Raw genomic sequence first — 24490 nt, forward strand, 5'->3', positions numbered from 1 at the left:
CCATCTCTTTCATGCATCAGGAAGCTCTGCCTGTTCAAAGGCAATCTTGCGGCGCAAAAACTGTGTGGCCTTATTCGATACTTTTTGCGGGTCGCCTGTTGTCAAAAACTTCGTCACGGCCCCCGCACCGACCATTTCAGGGCGGCGGGTCAGATAATCGGCCAGACTTTCGGCAACCAGATTGGGCTGGCTGTATACGGCCACATCAGGGCCAAGGGCACTGCGGAAATGCTCTTCAACCAGCGGGTAGTGGGTGCAGCCCAAAATGGCCGCCTCGGGGCGCGGCATACGGCGCAAAAGCGCCTCAACATGGCTACGCACCATCGCCTCGGCCAAGATCATATCGCCCATCTCAATCGCATCCACCAAGCCGCCGCAGGGCTGTGCTTCGACATCAACGCCAATGGCGCGAAAGGCCAATTCACGTTGAAACGCGCGGCTTGAGACAGTTGCAGGCGTAGCAAAAAGCGCCACATGTTTTACCGCAACTTCGCGGGGGGGCGAGTTATCCCCCCACTGCCGCTCGGTCAGCGCCTCAATCAGGGGCACAAACACGCCAAGGACGCGCTTGTCTTTCGGAACCCACCCCTCCTGCATGCGCCGCAACGCGGCAGCAGAGGCGGTGTTACAGGCTAAAATCACCAGATCACAGCCTTGATCAAACAGGCATTGCACCCCGCGCGTGGTCAGGTGGTAGATATCTTCTGCATCCCGCACTCCATAGGGCGTGTGCGCGTTATCGCCGAAATATACCAATGGCAAATCGGGCAATCGCCGCGTGACCGCATCCAACACTGTCAGCCCGCCAAGGCCTGAGTCAAATATGCCGACCGCCATCTTCCTGCCTTTCATGCCGCTTGGCGAGACGCTTTTGATCAAATTCAAACCCGCGCAGGCGGGGGTCAATCGGCGTTTGGCTCAAGCGATAGGTTTCGCTGCGTAGAAAATCCATCAATGCGGGCGGATTGTCCAGATGAGCTGCCATATCTTGCCGCGAAATTGGCCTGCCCACGGTCACGTCAAGCGGCACTTTCATCCGTTTGCGAAATTCACGGATCAGCAACCCCATGCGCAAGGTGACATGGATATGGCTCATGATCTGGAAAAGACGCGAATTCTGCCCTTCAAAGAAAATCGGGATCACGGTTGCCCCTGAACGCGCGACCATGCGCGCGGTAAAGACTCGCCAATCTGGATCCATCGGAACGCCAAAGGGCTTGGCCGCAGTCGAAACTGTGCCGCCAGGAAAAATGCCAATCGCGCCCCCTTGATCGAGATAGGAAAACGCGGCCTTACGTGTGGTGATGTTTTGCGCAACCGCCTCTTTGGTTTCATCGAAGGAGACGGGCAAAATGATCCGCTCAAGATCGGGGGCCTTGCGGAAAATTTGATGCGCGAGAATGCGAAAATCCCCGCCACGGCGCTGCGATAAGATATGCCCCATAATCAACCCATCCAAAATACCAAACGGATGGTTCGCAATCAAAATCAGTGGCCCCGCCTCGGGAATGCCCTCTAGCCCTGCCCCGTGATAATTGATCTTCAGGCCGTAGCGATCGCACATCACCTGCCAAAAATCATGACCTGCCGCCACTTGATCCTCATAGCCTTCGGCACGGCGGATCAAGGACAGGCGCCCTGTCGTGTTTTCCAACAGACGTATCACCGCACGCCCCATTCGGGTCTGCGCCGAGGTCGCATAGGTGATATCACGCGCCACCTGATAGCGCTTTAATTTGCGGGGATGTTCTGTCATCCATGCCCCCGCTTCGGCCAACCCCAAAGGCAGATCAGCTCTAGCGCAACATGGGCGGCAGCCACCGCCGTGATCTCGCCCGTGTCATAGGGGGGGGACACCTCAACCACATCGCCGCCGATTAGGTTAATCCCCGCCAATCCGCGCAGGATCAGGGCCACCTCACGGCTGCTCAAGCCCCCCCAGACGGGCGTGCCTGTTCCAGGGGCATGGGCCGGATCAAGCGCATCAATATCAAAGGAAAGATAGACAGGCGCATCACCAAGCCGCGTGCGAATTGCTGAAATCACATCCGCCACACCGCGCCGCGCCACATCTTGGGCACTGATGATCTCGATGCCAAGATTGTCGTCCACCACTGTGCGGATACCCACATGGATTGACCGCTGAACATCAATCAAACCTTCCTTCACCGCCTTGTAGCAGAAGGTTCCATGATCCACCCGCGCAGGCGCATCATCAGGCCATGTGTCGGTATGGGCATCAAATTGCAGCAGCGCCACGGGCCCGAATTTGGCCACATGGGCGCGCAAAATCGGCAGGGTGATCGAATGATCTCCGCCCAAGCTAATCACATTCGCCCCTTGCGCCAAAATGCCTGCGATATGCGCCTCAATTGCGGCGGGCGTCTGCGCGGGTTGCGCATAATCCAGTGCCATATCGCCGTAATCGGCGATCGCAAATTCCTCAAGCGGCGAGAAACCATCCCACCCAAAGGGCGGATCAAAAGGTTGCAAACTTGAGGCGGCGCGGATGGCGCGCGGGCCAAATCGGGTGCCTGCGCGATGCGTCACCGCCTGATCAAAGGGAATGCCTGTAATAGCCAGGTCCACCCCCGATAGGTCTTTAGACAGTTTGCGGCGCAAAAAAGAAGGCACCCCAGAAAACGCATTCTCAAACGCAAGCCCTTTGAACGATCCCGCCGTAATGGCCAGATCAATTTGGCTTTTGGCATCTTCCAGCGCCATTTTGCGCCTCTCCCTTACTGTCCTTGATCCGTTCTGTTCCAGCTTTGGGAAAAACTCAAGCCAAACCCGCCACGGCGACTGGCCTCAAGGGTGAAATTCGACTAGATCTACCCCAAAGATCAAAAAGGATGGGCAGATGACCGAGCAGACCGATAAATTGCGCCAAGATTTTATTGACGCGATGAGCCTTTGCGCGAATTCCGTCTGCGTGGTCAGCACCGATGGTGTTGCAGGTTTGGGCGGCTTGACCGTCTCAGCCATGAGTTCTGTTTCTGCAGACCCAGACACCCAAGCCGATGGCCCAACCATGTTGATTTGCGTTCATGCCAATTCGACATCGCTGCCCGTCATTCTGGAAAATGGCGTATTTTGCATCAATATCCTCGGCCAAGGATCTGATAAGATAGCAGAAATTTTTGCAGGCCGGCATGGCCTCACAGGGGCTGCGCGCTTTGACGGGGTGGCCTATGCCCCGCTTGCCACGGGTGCGCCTGTTTTCTCAGATGCTTTGGCCGCCTTTGATTGCAGCATATTAAAATCAGACACCATCGGGACGCATCATGTGATTTTCGGCGTGGTGCGCGCCGTGACCCTCTCCGATCAGACCGAGCCGCTGATTTACCACAAACGCCGCTTTCGCGCCCTTGCGCCGGAAACCAAATAAAGGGATGCGCCATGTATGATCGTGATCTGATTGAAAATGGCGGCGGTTCTATGGCCCGCCTTCTAGAGATCATGCGCGCCTTGCGCGACCCAGAGGCGGGCTGCCCTTGGGATATCGAGCAAGATTTCGACAGTATTGCCCCCTACACGATTGAGGAGGCCTATGAGGTGGCCGATGCAATTTCGCGCCGTTCATGGGGCGAATTGCGCGGCGAATTGGGGGATCTGGTTCTGCAATCGGTCTATCATGCGCAAATGGCGGAAGAAGCGGGATATTTCACCTTTGACGATGTTCTGCACGACATTTCCGACAAGATGGTCGCGCGCCACCCACATGTGTTTGGTGCAGAAAATCGCGACAAATCCGCAGACCAACAGGTCGAAGATTGGGAAAAGATCAAGGCCCGCGAGCGCGCCGCCCGTGCGAAAACGGGGGTTTTGGCCGATGTTGCACTCGGCTTGCCCGCCTTGATGCGGGCGGAAAAACTACAAAAACGGGCAGCACGCGTGGGGTTTGATTGGCCACAGATAGATCAGGTGATCGATAAAATCGCCGAAGAATCCGCTGAATTGGCCGAGGCGCGCGCGACCCTCCCCCAAGAGAAAATTGCAGAAGAAATGGGGGATTTGCTGTTTGTGATGGCCAATCTGGCGCGCCATCTCAAGGTAGACCCTGAAACGGCCTTGCGCAAAGCGAATGAAAAATTCACCCGCCGTTTCAATTATATAGAAAACGAACTTCGGGCTGTTGGTCGCAGCGCAGATCAGTCCAACCTCGAAGAGATGGAAGCCCTGTGGCAAGAGGCCAAGACCAAGGGGCTGTAACGCCGCCATCTTGCCAAGCCTGTGATTTTGGCTACCTTCCTGCCTTGGCGCGATTTTGGGGCGCCTAACCTAGGAAAGCGTGCACTGATGAGCCAAGCAAACCAACAGCGCCCCGCATTGGCGGCGCTCTGGATGACAGGGGCAATTGTCGCCTTTACCCTAATGGCCATCGCAGGGCGCGCTGTCTCCTTTGAATTGGACACATTCGAGATCATGACCTATCGCTCGGCTGTGGGGGTTGTGGTGGTTGCGATCCTTGCCACTGTCTTTGGCAAATGGAGTGAGGTCAAACGCGACAAGCTGCCGATGCATATGGGGCGCAATATCTTTCATTTTGCGGGGCAAAATCTGTGGTTTTACGCGATCACTGTGATCCCACTTGCGCAGGTCTTCGCGCTTGAATTCACCTCGCCGCTTTGGGTCATGCTTTTGGCTGCCCTGTTTTTGGGCGAGCATTTGACGCGGCTCAAGCTATTTGTCGCGGTTGTGGGGTTCATCGGCATCCTCCTTGTCGTGCGCCCTTGGGTGGCGCCCCCCTCTGCGGGAATGATCATTGCCGCAGCGGCGGCGCTTTGTTTTGCCAGCACCGCGATTTTCACCAAGCGCCTGACGCAGAGCCAAACCATCACCTGCATCATGTTTTACCTCACCATCATGCAACTGGTCTTTGGACTGGTGTGCAGCCTTGCCGATGGGGATATGGCCTTGCCGACAGGGGACAATGTGGCGTGGATTGTTTTGATCGGCTTTGCGGGGCTCGTGGCGCATTTTTGCCTGACATCCGCCCTCAGTGTCGCGCCCGCCTCGGTGGTGATGCCACTGGATTTTGTGCGCCTGCCTGTGATTGCCCTGATTGGGGTCATGCTCTATGCCGAACCCCTTGACGCCATGGTTCTTTTGGGGGCAGCCCTTATTTTCGGGGCGAATTACCTCAATATTACAGGCGCCGCGCGGCTAGAACGCCGCAATTCCGCCATCAGCTAAATGTAACTTTTTAGGCATTTTTTATATATACAAGAAGGGTGTGCTTGCGCTTAATGATCACCAAGGGGGATCATTGTAGGAGGGACACCCATCATGACCCGTAAGCGTTGGTTGCTTGCACCCGTTTATTCACTTTTATGCAGCCTTTGCATTGGCCAAGTCGCCTATGCAGGGGGCCTAGATCAAACCACATTCTCACCGCTCATCCTGTTCGAGGATGGCGGTTATGCCGAAATCAGCGCACAGCGCCGCGATATTACAGTGTCAGGCGCACTTGTCGCCGCGCCAAACGTGGGCGCACAAAATGTCCTGCAAAACCGCACCACGCTGAATTTGGGATATAAGCAAGATTTGGGTGATCGCATGGGCGTGGCCTTGCAAATCACCACCCCCTATGCTGCCAACACCGCCTATACTGCGGCGGGCTATCCGCTGAACGGCACCACTGCCACATTGGAAAGCCGTGCGATCACGGCGCTTTTATCCTATGACATCGGCCAAAACGCCTTTGCTTATGGTGGTCTGCGCCTGTTGCAATCGGATGGTGATATTTACGTTTCGCTGAATGCAGGCTTGCCGAATGTCTTTTCCTACCGCTTTGATGGCGAAAGCGATACAGGCCTTGGCTATGTTCTGGGGCTTGCCTATAGCCGCCCTGAATTCGGCACCCGTCTGGCCCTTAGCTATACCAGCCCGATTGATTTGACGTTTTCAGGCCAAGAGGGGCGGGTATTGGGCGCGGCAGGCGCGACCCCTGCCCTCAGCGACACGCGGTTTGGCGTTGAGATGCCCGCAACCCTCAGCCTTGATTTTCAACAGGGCATTGCGACCAACACCGCCCTTTTTGGCCGCATTCAACAAAGCCGTTGGGGGGGATTTGAGATCAGGCCAAACCTCTATCCCGCAGGTGCATTGGTCACCTATCGCGATGATGTCATGCGCTATGATTTGGGCGTCAAGCATCGCCTAAGTGAGGCATGGGGTATATCGGCCCTGTATTCGCAAGAACCGCAAACGGGCGGCCTATCAAGCAACCTTGCCCCTGTTGATGGCCTATGCGGCTTCACGCTTGGGGCCGAATATACACGCGGCGGCGCGGCCATCGGCTTTGCCCTCTCTGAGGTGCGATTTGACAACACAACAACGGGGCTTGGAACCACGCCCTTTGCGCGGTTCAACGGAAACAGGGCAAGGCTTGTCACGATCCGTCTCAGCCATCGCTTTTAAGGCGGCGCGCAAAATCGCCATTGGAATTTGGCAGGTTTTCGGGATAGACCTGCCAAAACAAGGCTTTGGCAAAGGCGGCAGGCCCTATGGAAATGCTTTATAAATCCGCAAGCGATTGGCGTGCAGCGGCGCAAAAACAGGTTCTTTTTTTCGGGATGTCAGGCCTTGGCAAGACACGGCTTGCCAATTTGCTACGCGATGCAGGGGATTGGTTCCACTATTCCATCGATTACCGCATTGGCACCGCCTATATGGGCGAGCATATTGTCGACAATCTCAAACGTCAGGCAATGCAAGTGCCGTTTCTGGCAGATTTGCTGAAGTCGGATTCGATTTATATCGGTTCGAACATCACGTTTAACAATCTCGCGCCGCTCTCTACCTTCCTTGGAAAACCTGGTGATCCTGCCAAGGGAGGGGTCGGGTTTGACGAATATATGCGCCGTCAGGCGCTGCATCGGCGCGCTGAGATCAACGCCCTTTTGGACACGCCCAGCTTTATCATCCGCGCGCGCGACCTTTATGGATATGCCAATTTCGTCTGCGACACCGGCGGCTCTATTTGCGAGGTGGTTGACCCCAATGACCCGCAAGACGAGGTGCTGCGCACGCTTGCGCAAAATTGCCTGATGATTTGGATTGAAGGCAGCGAAGATCATACTGAGGAATTGATCCGCCGCTTCACCCGTGCGCCAAAGCCCATGTATTACCAACCGCAATTTCTGAACGCGCGATGGGCTGACTATCTGGCAGAAACAGGGCTGTCGCCCGATGCGGTCAATCCAGATGACTTTATCCGAAACACCTACGCGGCGGCCTTGCATCATCGCGCGCCGCTCTATCGCGACATGGCGAAAAACTGGGGCCTGAGGGTCAGCGCCGAAGATGTGGCGCGTGTGTCCGATGCCCAAGATGTGATTGATTTGATCGCCTCTGCCCTTGAGGCGCGCGGCGAGATCACCTAAATCCCCTGCTCGCGCTGAAGATACGGATCAACAAATGCCGATAACCCTGCCAACCAGCCTGCCTGCATTCTCCATCCTTCGGGATGAGGGGGTGATGGTCATGGGGCGCAGCGCGGCAGAAAGCCAAGATATTCGGCCATTGAAAATTGGGCTTTTGAACCTGATGCCCAAGAAAATTCAGACCGAGACGCAATTTGCCCGCCTGATTGGCGCATCGCCGTTGCAGACGGAATTTTCGCTGATCCGTATGAGCGAACATGAAACCAAGAACACCGCCGCAGAACATATGGCCGAATTTTATCAGCCATTTCGTGATGTGCGCGACCAAAAATTTGATGGCCTAATCATCACAGGCGCGCCGATTGAGCATCTGGATTTCGAAGATGTGACCTATTGGTCCGAGCTGTGCGAAATCTTCGAATGGACGCAAACCAATGTCCATTCCACCTTTGGCATTTGCTGGGGCGGGATGGCGATGATCAATTATTTCCACGGCGTCAAAAAACATATGCTGCCCGCAAAGCAATTCGGGTGCTATCGGCATCGCAATCTGCAATCAGACAGTCCCTATTTGCGGGGGTTCTCCGATGATTTGGTGATGCCCGTCAGCCGTTGGACGGAAATGCGCCGCCCCGAGATCGAGGCCGCGGGTCTGCCCGTTTTGCTCGACAGTCCCGAGGTTGGCCCTGCCTTGGTCGAAGATAGCGCACATCGCGCGCTCTATATTTTCAATCATCTTGAATATGATAGCACCACCTTGGCCGAAGAATATCAACGTGATCTGGGCAATGTGCAGGTGGACGGGGCCAGTATCGCCCTGCCCGTCAATTACTTCCCTCACGATGATCCAAGCCAAAAGCCACTCAACCGCTGGCGCAGCCATGCCCATCTTCTATTCGGCAATTGGATCTCGGAAATCTATCTGACGACACCCTTTGATATGGCGCGCATTGGTCAAGACAGCACCGATCTGCGGCGGTGATAGACGGGCGCAAGATGCGTCCCTATATTCACCCCAGTCTGCACTGGGAAATTGGCCATGATTGATAGAAAACCATTTGATGGCGCCATTACGCGCTATTTTGAAGACGATGCGCCCGAGGCGATCCGCGCGGCCCTAAAGACGGCCGAGACTTCCGACATTCTTGATCCGACTTATCCCTATGCTGCGCGGATGCAGAATAGTCTCTACATGGCTGGAATGACCGCCTTGCAAATTGAACTGGCAAAATTTCACGCATGGGTGCGCGAAACAGGGCAACGGATTGCCGTGATTTTCGAGGGGCGCGATGCCGCAGGCAAGGGTGGCGCGATTGCGCGCGTCATGGAAAACCTAAACCCGCGGGTGGCGCAAATTGTGGCCTTGTCGAAACCCAGCGAAACCGAAGCGGGGCAATGGTATTTCCAACGCTATATTCAGCATCTGCCAAGCCGCGGGCAAATTCGGCTCTTTGATCGCTCATGGTATAATCGGGGCGTGGTGGAACATGTGTTCGGGTTTTGCACGCCCGCGCAACGTGAGGCCTTTTTTGCCCAAGCCCCACGGTTCGAGGATATGCTGCTTGAGGATGGGATCAGCCTGACGAAAATCTGGCTCAATCTGGGCCGTGCCGAACAACTGCGCCGCTTTTTGGCGCGTGAAAATGACCCGCTCAAACATTGGAAACTGTCGCGTATCGATGTCGATGGTCTGGCGAAATGGCACGAATACAGCGCCGCGATCCGCGAAACCTTGACCCGCACCCATACCGCGACAGCGCCGTGGCATGTGATCCGTGCCGATGATAAACGCCGCGCGCGTTTGGCGGTGATCCGACAGATTCTCAGCCAGTATGACTATCCAGAAAAAGACCCCAACCTTGCGTCCGCCCCCGATCCTGCCATAAGTGGCGGGCCTGAGGCTTGGACAGATCAAGGGGACAATGCGTAAACAGGGCTATCATCACGGCAATTTGCGTCAAGCCTTGGTTGAGGCCGCTTTGCGGCTGATCACCGAAAAAGGCCCTGCAGGTTTTACCTTGGCCGAGGCGGCCAAGGATGCGGGCGTGACCCCTGCCGCCGTGTATCGCCATTTTCAAGGCCGTGAAGAATTGATCACCGAGGCAGCCTTGCAAGGTCACGCGATCTTTCGCGAGGCGATGGAGGCCGCGTTCAACAGCAAATCTGCCCCTCTGGCCGCATTCGAGGCCACGGGCCGCGCTTATTTGCGTTTTGCGCAATCTTATCCTGGTCACTACATGGCCATGTTTGAAAGCGGCCTTTCGGCCAATGCCCATCCTGATTTGGCCCGTGCATCAGAAAGATCCCGCGCGATTTTGGAACGGGCCGCCGAGGCACTTAGCGCACAATTGCCCGCCGATAGACGCCCGCCTGCATCTATGTTTACCGCACATATCTGGGCCATGAGCCACGGGGTGGTCGAACTCTTTGCGCGCGGTCGCGAGGGCGGCAATGCCCCCTTCCCCGCCGAAGACCTTCTTGAGGCAGGGATCGGGATTTATCTGCGCGGTCTTGGCCTGCTCGACAAAGACTGTTAGCGCAGGACACAGGCGGCGTCACGCAGTGCCAAAAAAAAATGGCACTGGCCCGTAAAATTTACACAAATGTGACGATCTCTCTTTAAGGAACGCAAGAAAACCCTTATAGTCCAACTACTTGGATATGCGCGCAGGATAAATGCAATGGATTGGGATCGTTTACGCATCTTTCACGCCGTGGCGGATGCTGGCAGTTTGACCCATGCGGGGGACGTGCTGCATCTCAGCCAATCGGCGGTGTCGCGCCAAATTCGATCCTTGGAAGACGAATTAAACGCAACCCTGTTCCATCGTCACGCGCGCGGTTTGATCCTGACCGAACAAGGCGAATTGCTATTCGATGCCACGCGCCATATGGCAAAGCGTCTTGATGCTGCCGCCGCCCGCATTCGCGACAGCGAAGAAGAGGTATTCGGTGAATTGCGCGTGACCACCACCATCGGCTTTGGCTCGCTATGGTTGGCACCGCGCCTGCCCGCGCTTTATGAAAAATATCCCAATCTCAAGATTGATTTGATGCTTGAGGAGCGGGTGCTGGATTTGCCAATGCGCGAGGCCGATGTGGCCATCCGCATGAAGGAACCCAGCCAAGCGGATCTCATTCGCAAGCGTTTAATGAATATTCGCATGCGGCTTTACGCATCGCCCCAATATCTCGAACAAAACGGCGTCCCCCAAACACTTGACGATTTACGCGACCATCGCCTGATCAGTCAAAATGCAACGGCGGCACAGGTCTCCTCAGGTGCGCTTTTGGTGCGTCAGCTGATGTCTTATGAAATTGGCAGCTTCTTGACTGTAAATAACTATTTCGGGGTGCTGCAGGGCGTCATCCATCACCTCGGCATTGGGGTATTGCCCGATTACCTGACCCAAGACTTTCCCAATTTGGTGCGCGTTCTCGACACGGTCGAAAGCAATGATGTGCCCGTTTTCCTTGCCTATCCCGAAGAACTGCGGCAGTCCAAACGCATCGAGGCCTTCCGCGAATTTGTGACCGAAGAAATCATCGCACATCGCCGCAAAGAACGGGACGGAAACGTCTAAACTGCCCGAACTCCTGCGTGACATTTCCGCCATGACCCTGTGTGATATGCGCCACATGCATAGCGGGTTTGCATTCTTGTGGCGGGATTTTTCTTGATACTTCGCAAAGTGATCATTAATTGGGCAGCAGTGATGACATTTGCACAAAGTGTCATGACTACCTCCCTGTTGGACTTCGGCCGAGACTTGTCTCGGCCTTTTTTTTTGGCCAAAGCGCAAGATGCGGCTTTTGCAAAACCTGTGCCCCGCCCCCCTTTCCCCTCGCGCGCCTATGCCGTAAAGACGGGGTGTCTGCGCGCCTTTGCGCCTCGCCACAGGAACGATACCCCATGACCGAACCCGAAATCACCCCCGAGTTGATCGCTGCACATGGCCTTAAGCCTGATGAATATGAGCGCATCCTCGAGATTATCGGACGTATCCCGAATTTCACGGAACTTGGCATTTTTTCGGCGATGTGGAACGAGCATTGCTCGTATAAATCTTCGAAAAAATGGTTGCGCACCCTACCAACCGAAGGGCCGCAGGTCATTTGCGGGCCAGGCGAGAACGCAGGCATTGTCGATATTGGCGATGGTCAGGCGGTCGTGTTCAAAATGGAAAGCCACAACCACCCCTCCTATATCGAGCCCTATCAGGGCGCGGCCACGGGCGTAGGTGGGATTTTGCGCGATGTTTTCACAATGGGCGCGCGTCCAATTGCGGCGATGAATGCACTCTCCTTTGGTGCGGTAGATCATCCCAAAACACGCTCTTTGATCCATGGGGTTGTGCGCGGTGTCGGCGGCTATGGCAACAGTTTCGGCGTCCCCACTGTGGGCGGCGAGTTGCGCTTTGACGCGGCATATAATGGCAATTGCTTGGTCAATGCCTTTGCCGCAGGTCTGGCTGAGACGGATAAGATTTTCTATTCCGCCGCCTCTGGCGTAGGGATGCCTGTTGTCTATTTGGGCGCCAAGACAGGTCGTGACGGGGTTGGCGGGGCCACGATGGCCAGCGCCGAATTTGACGACACGATTGAAGAAAAGCGCCCAACTGTTCAGGTTGGCGACCCTTTCACAGAAAAGCGCTTGCTTGAGGCCTGCCTTGAATTGATGGCCTCAGGCGCGGTGATCTCGATCCAAGATATGGGCGCCGCAGGTCTGACCTGCTCTGCGGTCGAAATGGGGGATAAGGGCGGCTTGGGGATCAAGCTGCAACTTGATCATGTGCCGCAGCGCGAGCCCAATATGACCGCCTATGAAATGATGCTCTCCGAAAGCCAAGAGCGCATGTTGATGGTGCTACGCCCCGAAAAAGAGGCAGAAGCACGCGCCATTTTTGAAAAATGGGATCTCGATTTTGCCATTGTCGGGGAAACGATTGCTGAAGACCGCTTCGTGATCATGCACGGCAATGCAGTTAAGGCGGATTTGCCGCTGTCGAAACTGTCCTCTACGGCACCAGAATATGACCGCCCTTGGGTCGAAACCCCTGCCGCCGAGGCGGTGGATTTCATCCCAGAAATCGACCCTATTGATGGGTTAAAGGCGCTTTTGTCTTCGCCAAATTACTGCGGGCGCGGCTGGGTCTATCAACAGTATGACACCCAAGTTGGCGCAGACACGATCCGCACGCCGGGCTATGGGGCGGGCGTTGTGCGCGTGGCAGGCACGAATAAGGCGCTGGCATTCACCTCGGATGTGACACCGCGCTATGTCAAAGCGAACCCCTTTGAGGGCGGCAAGCAGGCCGTAGCCGAAGCCTATCGCAACCTTGTTTCTGTCGGGGCAACACCGCTTGCAACCACCGACAACCTGAATTTTGGCAACCCTGAAAAGCCCGAAATTATGGGCCAATTCGTGGGTGCCATTAAGGGCATTGGCGCGGCCTGTTCAGCGCTCGACACCCCAATCGTTTCGGGCAATGTCAGCCTTTACAATGAAACCGATGGCAGCGCGATCCTGCCCACTCCCACGATTGGGGCGGTTGGTTTGATTGCGGATATTGACCGCGACCTGATCAATGGAACGGCACGCGAAGGTCACTGGGCGCTTTTGATCGGGGAAACCAAAGGTCATTTGGGCCAATCTGCGCTATTGGCCGAAGTGTTCCATCGCGTTGAGGGCGATGCCCCCCCCGTGGATCTTGAGGCAGAGCGGAAAGCGGGCCAATTCATTCTCGACAATCGCGAAATGATTTCGGCGTGTAATGACCTCTCGGATGGCGGGCTTGCCTTGGCTGCGTTTGAGATGGCCGCAGCCTCCGACACGGGTGTAACATTGGACGCAAGCGATGCGGCCAGCTTGTTTGGCGAAGATCAGGGGCGCTATTTGATTGCCTGCTCGACCGATAAGGCCGAAGCCTTGATGGTTGCCGCGGGCCAAGTGGGCCTTCAGATCACCACGGTTGGTAAATTTGGCGGCGACCAGATCACCATCGCCGGCTCTAGCGAAAGCCTTGATGCGCTTCGGGCCCTATCAGATGGCACGCTGTCCCGCTTGTTTGACTAACCCATAATGCGCCTCCAACAGGCCCCTTGTTTGGGGCCATATCGGGGCCTAGATTAGACGTAACAGACTGGAATTCATGAGGGCAGATATGGCAATCACAGCACAAGATATCGAGGATCTAATCCGCGCATCCTTTCCCGAAGCGCAGATTACGGTTGAGGGTGATGATGGCCAGCACTTCGCTGCTCAAGTGATTGATGCCAGCTTTCAGGGCATGAACCGCGTGGCCCAACAACGTGCTGTTTATGCCGCCCTCAAAGGCAAAATGGATGGCAGCGCGGGCGAATTGCACGCGCTCGCCCTCACCACCCGCGCCCCCGATTAAAAGGAAGACCCAGATGAGCGTAGAAGATCAGATCAAAGAGATGATCACGAAAAATGACGTGGTCTTGTTCATGAAAGGCACAAAATCCATGCCACAATGCGGGTTTTCCAGCCGTGTGGCAGGTGTTCTGAATTACATGGGCGTAGAATTTGCCGATGTGAATGTGTTGGAAGATGAAAATATCCGCCAAGGGATCAAGGATTTCTCAGATTGGCCCACGATCCCGCAACTCTATGTGAAGGGCGAATTCGTAGGTGGGTGCGATATCATCACTGAGATGACCCTCTCAGGCGAGCTGGACGCGATGTTTGACGCGCAAAATGTCAGCTATGACAAAGAGGCAGCAGATAAAATTCGTGAGGCAAACGCCTGATTTCGTTTGATATTGTGAAAAATGGCGCGTTAGGTTTTGCCTGACGCGCCATTTTTTATTTCTTCTTCGTATCCCCCTTGCGCACATGTTTGCTGAGGCGCGAGGGAATAGATTTTTTGCGATCCTTGTAGGGGTTTTTATCCGCTTGGCTGCGCATGAACAGACGGATCGGCACACCAGGCATGTCAAAACTATCGCGCAACCCGTTTACCAAATAGCGCGAATAGCTTTCAGGCAGCTTTTCTGGCATCGAACACATCACAACAAACGAGGGCGGGCGCGCTTTGGCTTGGGTCATGTAGCGCAGACGAATACGCCGACCTGATGGTGCGGGCGGTGGATGCGCCTCCACCATTTCCCCTAACCATCGGTTCAGCGTGGCTGTTGGCACACGGCGGTTCCAAATCGTGGCGGCGTTAATGATTGCCGCATGCAGTCGATCTAGCCCTTTGCCTGTCTTGGCCGAAACCGTGACCATCGACACGCCTTTTATTTGCGGCAATAATTTTTCAAGACGATCCCGCAGGAATTTTAGTTTTTCCTGCTTCTCATCCTCAACATCCCATTTGTTTACCGCAATCACCACCGCGCGCCCCTCACGCTCGGCCAGATCAGCGATGCGCAAATCTTGCGCCTCAAATGGAATGGCCGCATCCAGCAAAACCACGACCACTTCGGCAAATTTGACAGCACGCAGACCATCGGCCACGGAGAGCTTTTCCAGTTTTTCCTGCACGCGGGCGCGTTTGCGCATCCCTGCCGTGTCGAAAATCCGCATCGGCACCCCATCCCATGTCACTGGAAGGGAGATCGCATCACGGGTGATCCCCGCCTCGGGGCCAGTGAGCAAACGCTCCTCCCCCAAGATTTGGTTGATGAGGGTGGATTTGCCTGCATTGGGGCGGCCGATTACGGCGATTTGCAAAGGCCGCTCAAGCGTTAATTCGCGCAGGCCCCCTTCCTCAGTTTCATCTTCATCAAGCTCGATATCGGTTTCTGGGCTGTAATCCTCGGCTTCCTTCGCCTCGATCAGCGGGGCAAGGGCCACGGCCAATTCGCCCATACCTTCGCCATGCTCAGCGGATAGGGCTAAGGGCTCGCCCAAGCCCAGTTCATAGGCCTCAAGCCACCCTGCCTGCCCTGCCCGTCCTTCGGATTTATTTGCGCCCAAAAGAACAGTGACACCGCGCTTGCGCAGTAGATCGGCAAAGGCGTGATCGGTCGGCGTCAGGCCTGTGCGCGCGTCAATCAAAAATAGGCACGCATCCGCCATATCGACCGCCCGCTCCGTCAGGCGGCGCATACGGCCTTGCAGACTGTCATCTGTGGCCTCCTCAAGGCCCGCCGTGTCAACCACAGTGAACCGCATCGACCCAAGCCGCGCCGCCCCTTCGCGCAGATCACGGGTGACACCGGGTTGATCATCAACCAAGGCAAGGCGCTTGCCCACCAAACGATTGAACAAGGTGGATTTGCCCACATTGGGCCGACCAATAATGGCGAGGGTAAAGCTCATGATCTCGACAGTGTAAAATTCCTAAGACCCGTCCCCTATCTTAAGGCAGGGACGAAGGAAAGCCCAAGCAAATCTCGACTGCTATTTTGCGCGGCGCAGCATCAGATCGAACCGCTCGAGAAACCGCGAACGATCCGCCTTGGCAAAGGGGCGCGGGCCAGAAGGGGCGCCCTCCTGCGGCAGGCCAGCCCGCAAATCAGCCATAAGCGCGCGTGTTGCCACCTGCGCGCCGATTGTGTCCATTGTATAAGCATCCCCCTTGGGCGAAATCACCTGTGCGCCTGATTTCAACGCGCGTTCCGCCAAAAGAATATCGCCAGTCACCACAATATCACCCGCTTCAAGCCCGGCTATGATCGCATCATCAGCGGCATCAAACCCGTCCCCCACCAGATGCATCGCCAAAAGCGGGTGATCGGGCAGACGCAAATATTGATTGGCCACAAAGCGCAATCCAATCTTGTGGCGCAGCGCCACGCGAATGGCCTCTTCGCGCACGGGACAGGCATCTGCATCCACAAAAACCATCGGAGAGCTTGGCCTTGGCATTTCAGTCTTGGGGGCATCTTCCGTCATTTTCACGTCTCCCGCGCCTGCTGTGCGCGAATCTTCCAATTTCCGCCCGCGGGAAAAAAATCGTCTAGCGGGGCATTTTGCAGAAAAATGTAAGGCGAATTGGCTCAATTCCCTCCATCCACAGGCGAATGATCCGCAAATCCGCGCAAATGCGGTTCAATTCTCCGCCGTTATGGGTCGTTTTCTCTTTCCAACCCCGTAAGCTGGCATTAATTCTTATCCATCTGGGGTAATAACAACAACTTGGGAGTTCTTCATGAAAAAACTTTTGCTGGCTTCGGCCGCCTCCTTGGCGCTTGCGTCCATGGCAACCGCACAAGAGGTAAAGATCGGCACTGTTGTGGGCTTTACAGGCCCGCTTGAATCGCTTGCGCCTGACATGGCTGGTGGCTCGGAATTGGCGATGAACGAAGTGAACGCAAGCGGCAATTTCCTGAACGGCGCGACTGTTGTCTCCGTGCGCGGCGACAGCACGTGTATTGACGCGGCCGCTGCAACCGCTGTTGCAGAACGCCTCATCACATCTGATGGCGTCAGCGGGATTGTCGGCGCGGATTGCTCGGGCGTCACCAACGCAATGCTGCAAAACGTAGCTGTGCCAAACGGCATGGTCATGGTGTCCCCATCCGCCACTTCGCCTGCGCTGACCACCGTTGAAGACAATGGCCTCTTCTTCCGCACCGCGCCTTCTGACGCGCGTCAGGGTGTTGTGATGACCGAAGTGATCATGGATCGCGGCATCAAATCCGTGGCTGTGACCTATACCAACAACGATTACGGCCAAGGCTTGGCTGATAGCTTTGCCGCAGCATTCGAAGCTGCAGGTGGCACTGTGACCCTCGTTGCAGCGCATGAAGATGGCCGTGCGGATTACTCTGCAGAGGTAGGCGCCTTGGCGGCTGCGGGCGGTGACGCATTGGTCGTTGCAGGCTATGTGGATCAGGGCGGCTCGGGCATCATCCGAGCGGCGCTGGATTCTGGCGCGTTTGAAACCTTCGTCTTCCCTGACGGCATGGTATCTTCTGCCCTCGTTGAAAATTTTGGCAGCGAGATTGATGGCTCCTTCGGCCAGCACCCTGGCACCGATAGCGAAGGTGCATCGATTTTCGAAACCCTCGCCGCTGAAGCAGGGTTCGATGGCACCCAGCCTTTCGCAAAAGAATCCTATGACGCAGCAGCCTTGATCATGTTGGCCATGCAGGCCGCAGGCTCAAGCAACCCTGCCGATTACGCAGGCGAGATCATGGATATCGCAAACGCCCCAGGCACACCAATCCTGCCTGGTGAATTGGGCAAAGCCTTGGAATTGATCGCAGCGGGCGAAGACATCGACTATGTTGGTGCCTCTGCCGTTGAATTGATCGAGCCAGGTGAATCCGCGGGCAACTATCGCGAGATCGAAATCTCTGGCGGCGAGATCACAACAGCACGTTTCCGCTAAGTTGATCTAATCAAGACCAACGGGCAGCCCGGAGTGATTTCCGGGCTGCTTCGTTTAAAGGATGCGGGACAAGCGATGATTACTGTCGAAAATCTGCACAAACATTTTGGCGGCTTTCACGCCGTGGATGGCGCAAGCCTGACAATTGAAACAGGCTCTATCACCGGTCTGGTTGGCCCCAATGGCGCGGGAAAGACCACGCTGTTTAACGTGATTGCGGGCGTTTTGCCCCCGACATCGGGCCGCGTTGTCATGGATGGCGAGGATATTACGGGCCTTCCGCCCCACGCGCTATTTGGCAAGGGATTGCTGCGCACATTTCAGATCGCGCATGAATTCTCATCCATGAGCTGCCGCGAGAACCTGATGATGGTGCCAAGCGGTCAATCGGGGGAAACCCTGTGGAACACATGGTTCGGGCGCAAACGCATCGCCGAAGAAGAGCGCGCGCTTAAAGCCAAGGCCGATGAGGTGTTGGAGTTTCTGACCATTTCCCATCTCGCAGATCATCCGGCAGGCGCGATTTCTGGTGGTCAAAAGAAGCTGCTGGAACTGGGTCGCACGATGATGGTTGATGCAAAGATCGTGTTTCTGGACGAGGTGGGTGCAGGCGTTAACCGCACGCTGTTGAACACGATCGGCGATGCGATCATCCGCCTGAACAAAGAGCGCGGATATACATTCTGCGTCATTGAACATGACATGGATTTCATCGGGCGGCTTTGTGACCCTGTGATCGTTATGGCCGAAGGGCGCGTTTTGGCCGAAGGCACATTGGACGAGATCAAAGCCAATGACGATGTGATTGAGGCCTATCTTGGGACAGGTCTAAAAAATAAGGACAAGATCGGGGCATGAGCGAGACATCACCCTTTTTGATCGGCGAGGCGATGACGGGCGGATATGGCAAAGGGGCCGATATCCTGCACAGTTGCACCATCGCGGTCGAGCGCGGCGAGATCGCCGTCATTGTGGGCCCTAATGGCGCGGGCAAATCGACCGCCATGAAGGCGGTCTTTGGCATGCTGTCGCTGCGCGAGGGGCGTGTTGTGTTGGACGGGGATGATATCACCGCACTTTCGCCGCAAGATCGCGTTGTGCGCGGGATGGGGTTTGTGCCGCAAACCAATAACATCTTCACCTCTATGACAGTCGAAGAAAATTTGGAGATGGGTGCCTATATCCGCCGCGATGATTTTCGCGACACGATGGAACAGGTCTATAGCCTCTTTCCAATCCTAAAAGACAAACGCCGCCAAGCGGCGGGCGAATTATCAGGCGGGCAGCGTCAACAAGTGGCCGTGGGTCGCGCGCTGATGACCAAGCCGAAAGTGTTGATGTTGGATGAGCCGACCGCAGGTGTTTCGCCCATTGTTATGGACGAGTTATTTGACCGCATCATCGAAGTGTCCCGCACGGGCATCCCCATTTTGATGGTCGAACAAAACGCCCGTCAGGCGTTGGAAATCGCGGATAAGGGCTTTGTTTTGGTGCAAGGGCGCAATGCCCATACAGGCACAGGCAAAGAACTGTTGGCAGATGCGGATGTGCGCCGCTCCTTCTTGGGGGGTTGAGGAATGGATCTTCTAAACGCAATTGTCGCTTTGTTGAATTTCGTGATTGTGCCTGCCACCGCCTATGGCGCGCAATTGGCGCTTGGGGCGCTTGGGGTGACGTTGATTTACGGCATCTTACGCTTTTCCAATTTCGCGCATGGTGACACGATGGCCTTTGGCACGATGATCACCATTCTGGCCACATGGGGCCTGCAATCTTTGGGCGTCACGGCGGGGCCTTTGCCAACCGCCCTCATCGCCCTGCCCCTTGGCATCGCTGCCACAGCCGCCTTGGTGGTCGGCACGGATAAGATGGTCTATCGCTTTTATCGCCAAACCAAAGCCAAGCCTGTGATCTTTGTGATTGCCTCAATTGGCGTGATGTTCGTGATGAATGGGATCGTGCGCTTTATCATCGGGGTTGATGATCAAAACTTTGCCGATGGGGCAAGGTTCCTAATCTCTGCTCGTGATTTCAAAGACATGACAGGCCTTGACGAAGGGCTTGCCATCCGTTCGACCCAAGCGATCACGGTGATCGTGGCGATTTTGGCGGTGGTGGCCCTGTTTTGGTTCTTGAACAAAACCCGCACGGGCAAATCCATGCGCGCGTTTTCCGATAACGAAGATTTGGCACTGCTCTCAGGCATCAACCCTGAGCGTGTTGTGATGATCACATGGTTGATTGTGGCGGCTTTGGCGACCACGGCGGGCGTGCTTTATGGTCTCGACAAAAGCTTTAAGCCCTTCACCTATTTCCAACTGCTCTTGCCCATATTTGCCGCCGCGATTGTGGGCGGGCTTGGCAATCCTCTGGGGGCAATTTTGGGGGGCTTCCTGATCGCCTATTCCGAAATCGCGGTCACCTATGCCTTCCGTAAGGTGGTTGGATATATCGGCCCCGAAGGCTGGAGCCCCGAAGGAATGCTGCAGCTTCTATCGACCGATTATAAATTTGCCGTCAGCTTTACGATCCTTCTGATCGTGCTTCTGTTTAAACCCACAGGGATCATGAAAGGAAAATCGGTATGAACCTGACACTGGATCGCAAGGCGGCAGTTCTCTTTGCGTTGGTGGCTGTGCTTTATATCGGCACAGGCTTTGTTCAATCTTGGAACACCGCGCTGTCTATTCTGAACATGGGTCTGATCTCGGCCATCATGGCGCTTGGTGTGAATATCCAATGGGGCTATGCGGGCCTCTTTAACGTGGGTGTAATGGGCTTTACCGCGCTTGGCGGTTTGGCGGCTGTTTTGGTGGCCTCTGACCCTGTTGAGGGGGCATGGGGGGCCACAGGCGGATGGCAAATCTTGCTTGCCCTGTTGATGGGCGGCGCAACCATTGCCGCCGCGATTGCGCTATGGGGCAAGATGAAAGGTCACAAATTGCGCGGCCTTGCGATGGCGGGCTTGTTAATCGCGGGCTTTTTCATCTTCCGCGCGGTGTTTGACCCTGCTGTGGCCACGGTTGAGGCCATTGACCCTGCCTTGACAGGCAATATCGGGGGCCTTGGTTTGCCCATCATTCTGGCATGGCCTGTGGGTGGGCTGCTTGCCGCAGGGGCCGCATGGATCATCGGGAAAACCGCGCTTGGTCTGCGGTCGGATTATCTGGCGATTGCCACTTTGGGTGTGGCTGAGATCATCATCTACATCCTGAAAAACGAAGATTGGTTGGCGCGCGGCGTGAAAAACGTCATCGGCCTGCCCCGCCCTGTGCCTTACGAGGTTGCCCTACAAGCCAACCAAGCCTTTGTTGGCGCAATGCAAGGATTAGGCGCTGACCCTGTCACCGCCTCCTCCATCGCGGTCAAGCTGTCCTATGCGGTGTTATTCTCAATCGTTCTGATTGCCCTGATCTGGCTGACACAGCGCGCGCTCAACTCGCCTTGGGGGCGGATGATCCGCGCCATTCGCGACAACGAAGTTTCTGCCGCCGCGATGGGAAAAAATGTCACGGCGCGGCATTTGCAGATTTTCATCCTTGGTTCGGCCGTTTGTGGCCTTGCAGGCGCAATGATGACCACGTTGGACAGCCAACTTGTGCCAAGCACCTATCAACCGCTGCGCTTTACCTTCCTGATCTGGGTGATGGTGATTGTGGGCGGATCAGGCAACAATATCGGCGCGGTCTTGGGCGGCTTCTTGATCTGGTGGTTCTGGATTCAGGTCGAACCTTTGGGTCTGTTGCTGTTGCAGGGGATCACGGCGGGCATGGCCGAAGGATGGCTGAAAGATCACCTGATGGATGCCGCCGCGCATATGCGCCTTTTGACCATGGGTCTTATCCTGCTATTGGTCTTACGCTTCAGCCCGCGTGGCCTGTTGCCAGAACGCTGAAAAAACAGCGCCCGCGGAGCGAAGGGGTCCCCTTGGGCTGCGCGGGCGCGTCAAAACCACGCTTCAAAGCTGAGGTTCAGGTAACTCAGCGAGGATCTCATCAATGCGATCTGCCAAGGCCGCGTCAATCGCGGCAATCGCCTCATCGGTGATATCAATATCATCTCGGGCAAAGATCACAGCGCGGCGATCCATCAGCACCTCAGCCCCGCTGCGCTGCACCAGATCAATAAGAATTGGCCCCATAATTTCAAGGAACCGCTGTCGCGCCGCTTCCGCATAGGCGCCAAGCGCGCGGTTTTTCGCGTCTTGCTCGCTGCGGATTTCAACGACACGGGCGTCAAATTCAGCAGCACGCAGGCGGAAATCCTCGATGCTGAGGCTGCTGCGCAATTCGGTCAACCGTTGTTCTTCTTGGGTCAGAACATCTTCAATCTCACGGTTCTGTGCCGAAAGATCACGACCCACGCGATCAATCACCCCCCCGACCGCTTGACCAAAGACCGAGCCAGAAAACAGGCGGTCTTGATCAATCAGCAACACCTGCGCGGGTGCTTGCGGGGGTTGAACGGTAATATCCTGCGCCCTCGCCCCTGCCCCATAGATGGCAAGCACAAGGGCACATCCACCCACGCGCAGCCAAGCGCGCAAAGGCATCAGAACCGCGCCTCAACCGTAAAGTCGAAGTTGCGGGTGCGGTCATAGGATTCATTAGAAACAGGCCGCGAGAAGTTAAACCGCAGCGGGCCGATTTGCGTATCCCAGAAGATCGAGAAGCCAATCGTGCTGCGCAGATAGCTGTCATCGTCAACGAGGTTGCCACCTGTGCCCAAGACGTCATCCAAGCCCCATAGCGTGCCAACGTCATAAAAGACGCCGCCTGAAATGCCATATTCGGCGGGCACCCCGATGGGGAAGCCTGCCTCAAAGCGCGCAACGGCGAATTGGTTGCCGCCAAGCGCGTCTTGGTTCGCAGAATTGCGATCCCGTGGCCCGATCCCGCCTGCATCAAAACCACGCATTTGGCGCGACCCGAGGAAGAAACGATCCGTAACGCGGCTATTGCCATCAAGCATATTCACCGAGCCAAGCTCGAACGCGGCACGCAACGAGACCTCTTCACGGAAGGCCGTGGTCTCCCCCTGCACAAGCGCAGTGGTGCGCAGGAATTGATCATCACCCAATCCCCCCAATTCAGCATTGGCGCGCAACAATACGCCCGAGGTTGGGTCAAGCCCCACGCCGCGTGTGTCGTAAATATAGCCCAGACCGATGGAGCTGCTGTCATAGCTGCCCGCCTCGCGCCGCAGAATATCCGATGATGTGGTCGGAACATTGGTCAATTCTGACTGCGCAATCCGCAAAGAGGGGCGCAAACGTCCGTATTCACTGACAGGAAATTCCAACGCACCGCTGACACCCACTTCATTGGTGTTATAGGTCGCATTTTGTTGGTCGGTCGAACTGCTGAAAACCGACAGAGCCAATTCCAAATCACGGCGCAAATAGGCGGGTTCAATAAAATTCGCCTGCAAGGAACGCGAGCCAGAGGTGGTATCAAAGGACAGACCCACGGTCTGACCCCGCCCGCGCCAATTGCGTTCGTTAAACTGAACCGCAAGCCCGGTGCCAACATCGGTCGAATAATTGACCGAGAAGCCAAGCGTGCCTGTTGGCGTTTCTTCGACATTCACATCCACGATCACCTGATCGCTGCCTGTGCCTTCGCGCGCATTCACGTCAACATTTGAAAAGAAATTCAGCGCACGGATCCGTTCGGCCGCTTGGCGAATTTCGCGTGGATCAAACGGATCCCCTTCGACCATATCGAATTGACGCCGCACAACGCGGTCAAGCGTGGTTGCATTGCCCTCAATATCAATCCGCTCTACGAAAACACGCGGGCCGCGGACAATGGCAAATTCCACATCCAAGGTGAGATCTTCGTCATTTCGGGTGATCCGCGGTTCAACACGGATGAAGCGCAACCCCTGCTCGGTCGCCAGATTTTCAAGCCGCGAAATCGTGCGATCCACCAGACGCGGAGAATAGGTTACACCCTCGTCCAGGCCGATTGCCGCTTGGAATTCTTCGACATTCACTTCGGGCAAGTCACTGCTTGCGGTTAATGCACCGAAGGAAAAGCTTTGCCCTTCAACGATGTTAAAGGTCACAAAGAACCCGTCCCGCGCACGGGCAAGTTCCGATGTGACAGATTGCACTTCAAAATCAACATAGCCGCGATCACGATAGAAATCGGTCAAAAGCTGTTGATCAAAGGCCAGTCGATCCGCCACGAATGTATCGCGGCTGATAATCGCGCGGAAAAACCCCGCTTGGGTGGATTGCAGAACACGGCGCAAACGGCGGTCTGAAAAGGCGCGGTTGCCGACAAAGGTGATGCTTTCGGTTTCCACCACGCGGCCTTCGGTAATCTCAAAGGCTAGATCAACGCGGTTGTCGCTGCGGCGGATGATCTGCGGGGTCACGGTTGCACTCAGGCGGCCTGTCTGGCGATAGGCATCCACGATGGCCTGTGCATCGGCCTCGGCGATGGCGGGACTATAGACGCGGCGCGGTTGTGATGTCAGCAAAGCTGAAAGCGCATCATCATCAAGAAGATCATTTCCCTCGATGCTGATCTCGTTGATCGTAGGGTATTCTTGCAACTCGATAAACACCGTGTTGCCCTCTAGGCGCAGATCAACTGTTTCAAACAGACCTGTATCCTGCAGGCGGCGCAAGGCATCATTGGCTTGGCCTGCTGTGATTGTGCCGCCGGGCGTGATGCCTGCATATGAGAGGATCGTTGCCTCCTCGATGCGGATATTTCCGTCAATAACAATCGCGTCCAGCGCAATATCCTGCGCAACCGCAAGCCCTGAAAGGGCCATCCCCAT

General features: G+C 55.8%; 24 protein-coding genes. 17 read left to right on the forward strand and 7 right to left on the reverse strand.

All coding sequences use genetic code 11. From position 1 onward, the window contains the following. Positions 1-9: 9 nt before the first annotated feature. Genes I3V23_02905 through speB form a run of 3 tightly spaced genes read right to left on the reverse strand, consistent with a single transcriptional unit; the run spans position 10 to position 2724 of the window. Positions 10-837: an aspartate/glutamate racemase family protein gene (locus I3V23_02905; GenBank protein QPI85953.1), complete on the reverse strand. Its 828-nt coding sequence runs from the start codon at positions 835-837 to the stop codon at positions 10-12. Further along, complete coding sequence (locus tag I3V23_02910) at positions 818-1756, reverse strand: lysophospholipid acyltransferase family protein (protein QPI85954.1); 939 nt, start codon at positions 1754-1756, stop codon at positions 818-820. Before I3V23_02910 ends, I3V23_02905 begins: the two co-directional genes overlap by 20 nt. Further along, positions 1753-2724, reverse strand: a complete 972-nt coding sequence (gene speB / locus I3V23_02915; GenBank protein QPI85955.1) for an agmatinase — start codon at positions 2722-2724, stop codon at positions 1753-1755. The genes I3V23_02910 and speB overlap by 4 nt, the downstream gene beginning before the upstream one ends. A gap of 136 nt (positions 2725-2860) precedes the next feature. On the opposite strand from speB, the gene I3V23_02920 reads away from it, so the two are divergent. The 12 genes from I3V23_02920 (at position 2861) to grxD (ending at position 14162) form a co-directional block, all read left to right on the forward strand. Then, the gene (locus I3V23_02920) at positions 2861-3388 is read left to right on the forward strand and encodes a flavin reductase family protein (protein QPI85956.1); all 528 of its coding nucleotides are present in this window, start codon (positions 2861-2863) and stop codon (positions 3386-3388) included. Between the two features lie 11 nt (positions 3389-3399). After that, positions 3400-4212 carry a nucleoside triphosphate pyrophosphohydrolase gene (gene mazG, locus I3V23_02925; GenBank protein QPI85957.1) on the forward strand — a complete coding sequence of 271 codons (813 nt, stop codon included), beginning with the start codon at positions 3400-3402 and terminating at the stop codon, positions 4210-4212. 87 nt (positions 4213-4299) lie between these two features. Next, positions 4300-5196, forward strand: coding sequence for a DMT family transporter (locus tag I3V23_02930; protein QPI85958.1), 897 nt, complete (start codon positions 4300-4302; stop codon positions 5194-5196). 93 nt (positions 5197-5289) lie between these two features. Further along, positions 5290-6423 carry a hypothetical protein gene (locus I3V23_02935; GenBank protein QPI85959.1) on the forward strand — a complete coding sequence of 378 codons (1134 nt, stop codon included), beginning with the start codon at positions 5290-5292 and terminating at the stop codon, positions 6421-6423. A 92-nt stretch (positions 6424-6515) separates the two neighbouring features. Then, complete coding sequence (locus I3V23_02940) at positions 6516-7388, forward strand: ATPase (GenBank protein QPI86660.1); 873 nt, start codon at positions 6516-6518, stop codon at positions 7386-7388. Between the two features lie 34 nt (positions 7389-7422). Then, on the forward strand, positions 7423-8370 hold the full coding sequence (locus tag I3V23_02945) for a homoserine O-succinyltransferase (protein ID QPI85960.1): 948 nt from the start codon (positions 7423-7425) through the stop codon (positions 8368-8370). A 57-nt stretch (positions 8371-8427) separates the two neighbouring features. Then, on the forward strand, positions 8428-9318 hold the full coding sequence (gene ppk2, locus I3V23_02950) for a polyphosphate kinase 2 (GenBank protein ID QPI85961.1): 891 nt from the start codon (positions 8428-8430) through the stop codon (positions 9316-9318). After that, a complete protein-coding gene (locus I3V23_02955) occupies positions 9311-9925 on the forward strand; it encodes a TetR/AcrR family transcriptional regulator (protein QPI85962.1) in 615 nt (204 codons plus the stop codon). The genes ppk2 and I3V23_02955 overlap by 8 nt, the downstream gene beginning before the upstream one ends. 144 nt (positions 9926-10069) lie before the next feature. Further along, a complete protein-coding gene (locus I3V23_02960) occupies positions 10070-10972 on the forward strand; it encodes a LysR family transcriptional regulator (protein ID QPI85963.1) in 903 nt (300 codons plus the stop codon). 329 nt (positions 10973-11301) lie between these two features. Continuing rightward, a complete protein-coding gene (gene purL, locus I3V23_02965; GenBank protein ID QPI85964.1) occupies positions 11302-13464 on the forward strand; it encodes a phosphoribosylformylglycinamidine synthase subunit PurL in 2163 nt (720 codons plus the stop codon). An 88-nt stretch (positions 13465-13552) separates the two neighbouring features. After that, positions 13553-13789: a BolA family transcriptional regulator gene (locus I3V23_02970; GenBank protein QPI85965.1), complete on the forward strand. Its 237-nt coding sequence runs from the start codon at positions 13553-13555 to the stop codon at positions 13787-13789. Positions 13790-13802: 13 nt separating this feature from the next. Further along, positions 13803-14162 (forward strand): Grx4 family monothiol glutaredoxin, encoded by a 360-nt coding sequence (gene grxD / locus I3V23_02975; protein QPI85966.1) that lies wholly within the window; start codon positions 13803-13805, stop codon positions 14160-14162. A 55-nt stretch (positions 14163-14217) separates the two neighbouring features. On the opposite strand, the gene der is transcribed toward grxD, so the two are convergent. Next, positions 14218-15678 carry a ribosome biogenesis GTPase Der gene (der, locus tag I3V23_02980; protein QPI85967.1) on the reverse strand — a complete coding sequence of 487 codons (1461 nt, stop codon included), beginning with the start codon at positions 15676-15678 and terminating at the stop codon, positions 14218-14220. Between the two features lie 81 nt (positions 15679-15759). After that, entirely contained in the window at positions 15760-16227 is a 468-nt protein-coding gene (locus I3V23_02985; protein ID QPI86661.1) for a YaiI/YqxD family protein, read from the reverse strand. Between the two features lie 283 nt (positions 16228-16510). Between I3V23_02985 and I3V23_02990 the strand changes: the two genes are divergently transcribed. The 5 genes from I3V23_02990 (at position 16511) to I3V23_03010 (ending at position 21590) form a co-directional block, all read left to right on the forward strand. Then, complete coding sequence (locus I3V23_02990; protein ID QPI85968.1) at positions 16511-17695, forward strand: ABC transporter substrate-binding protein; 1185 nt, start codon at positions 16511-16513, stop codon at positions 17693-17695. Between the two features lie 75 nt (positions 17696-17770). Next, on the forward strand, positions 17771-18553 hold the full coding sequence (locus I3V23_02995; protein ID QPI85969.1) for an ABC transporter ATP-binding protein: 783 nt from the start codon (positions 17771-17773) through the stop codon (positions 18551-18553). Continuing rightward, entirely contained in the window at positions 18550-19269 is a 720-nt protein-coding gene (locus I3V23_03000) for an ABC transporter ATP-binding protein (GenBank protein QPI85970.1), read from the forward strand. Before I3V23_02995 ends, I3V23_03000 begins: the two co-directional genes overlap by 4 nt. Before the next feature lie 3 nt (positions 19270-19272). Continuing rightward, entirely contained in the window at positions 19273-20283 is a 1011-nt protein-coding gene (locus I3V23_03005) for a branched-chain amino acid ABC transporter permease (GenBank protein ID QPI85971.1), read from the forward strand. Further along, on the forward strand, positions 20280-21590 hold the full coding sequence (locus I3V23_03010; GenBank protein QPI85972.1) for a branched-chain amino acid ABC transporter permease: 1311 nt from the start codon (positions 20280-20282) through the stop codon (positions 21588-21590). The genes I3V23_03005 and I3V23_03010 overlap by 4 nt, the downstream gene beginning before the upstream one ends. Positions 21591-21653: 63 nt before the next feature. Here I3V23_03010 and I3V23_03015 read toward each other — a convergent pair whose 3' ends face one another. Beyond that, entirely contained in the window at positions 21654-22247 is a 594-nt protein-coding gene (locus I3V23_03015) for an OmpH family outer membrane protein (GenBank protein QPI85973.1), read from the reverse strand. Continuing rightward, complete coding sequence (bamA, locus tag I3V23_03020; protein QPI86662.1) at positions 22247-24484, reverse strand: outer membrane protein assembly factor BamA; 2238 nt, start codon at positions 24482-24484, stop codon at positions 22247-22249. The genes I3V23_03015 and bamA overlap by 1 nt, the downstream gene beginning before the upstream one ends. Positions 24485-24490 lie beyond the last annotated feature (6 nt).

It is taken from the genome of Rhodobacterales bacterium HKCCA1288, from assembly GCA_015693905.1.
GTDB lineage: Bacteria > Pseudomonadota > Alphaproteobacteria > Rhodobacterales > Rhodobacteraceae > M30B80.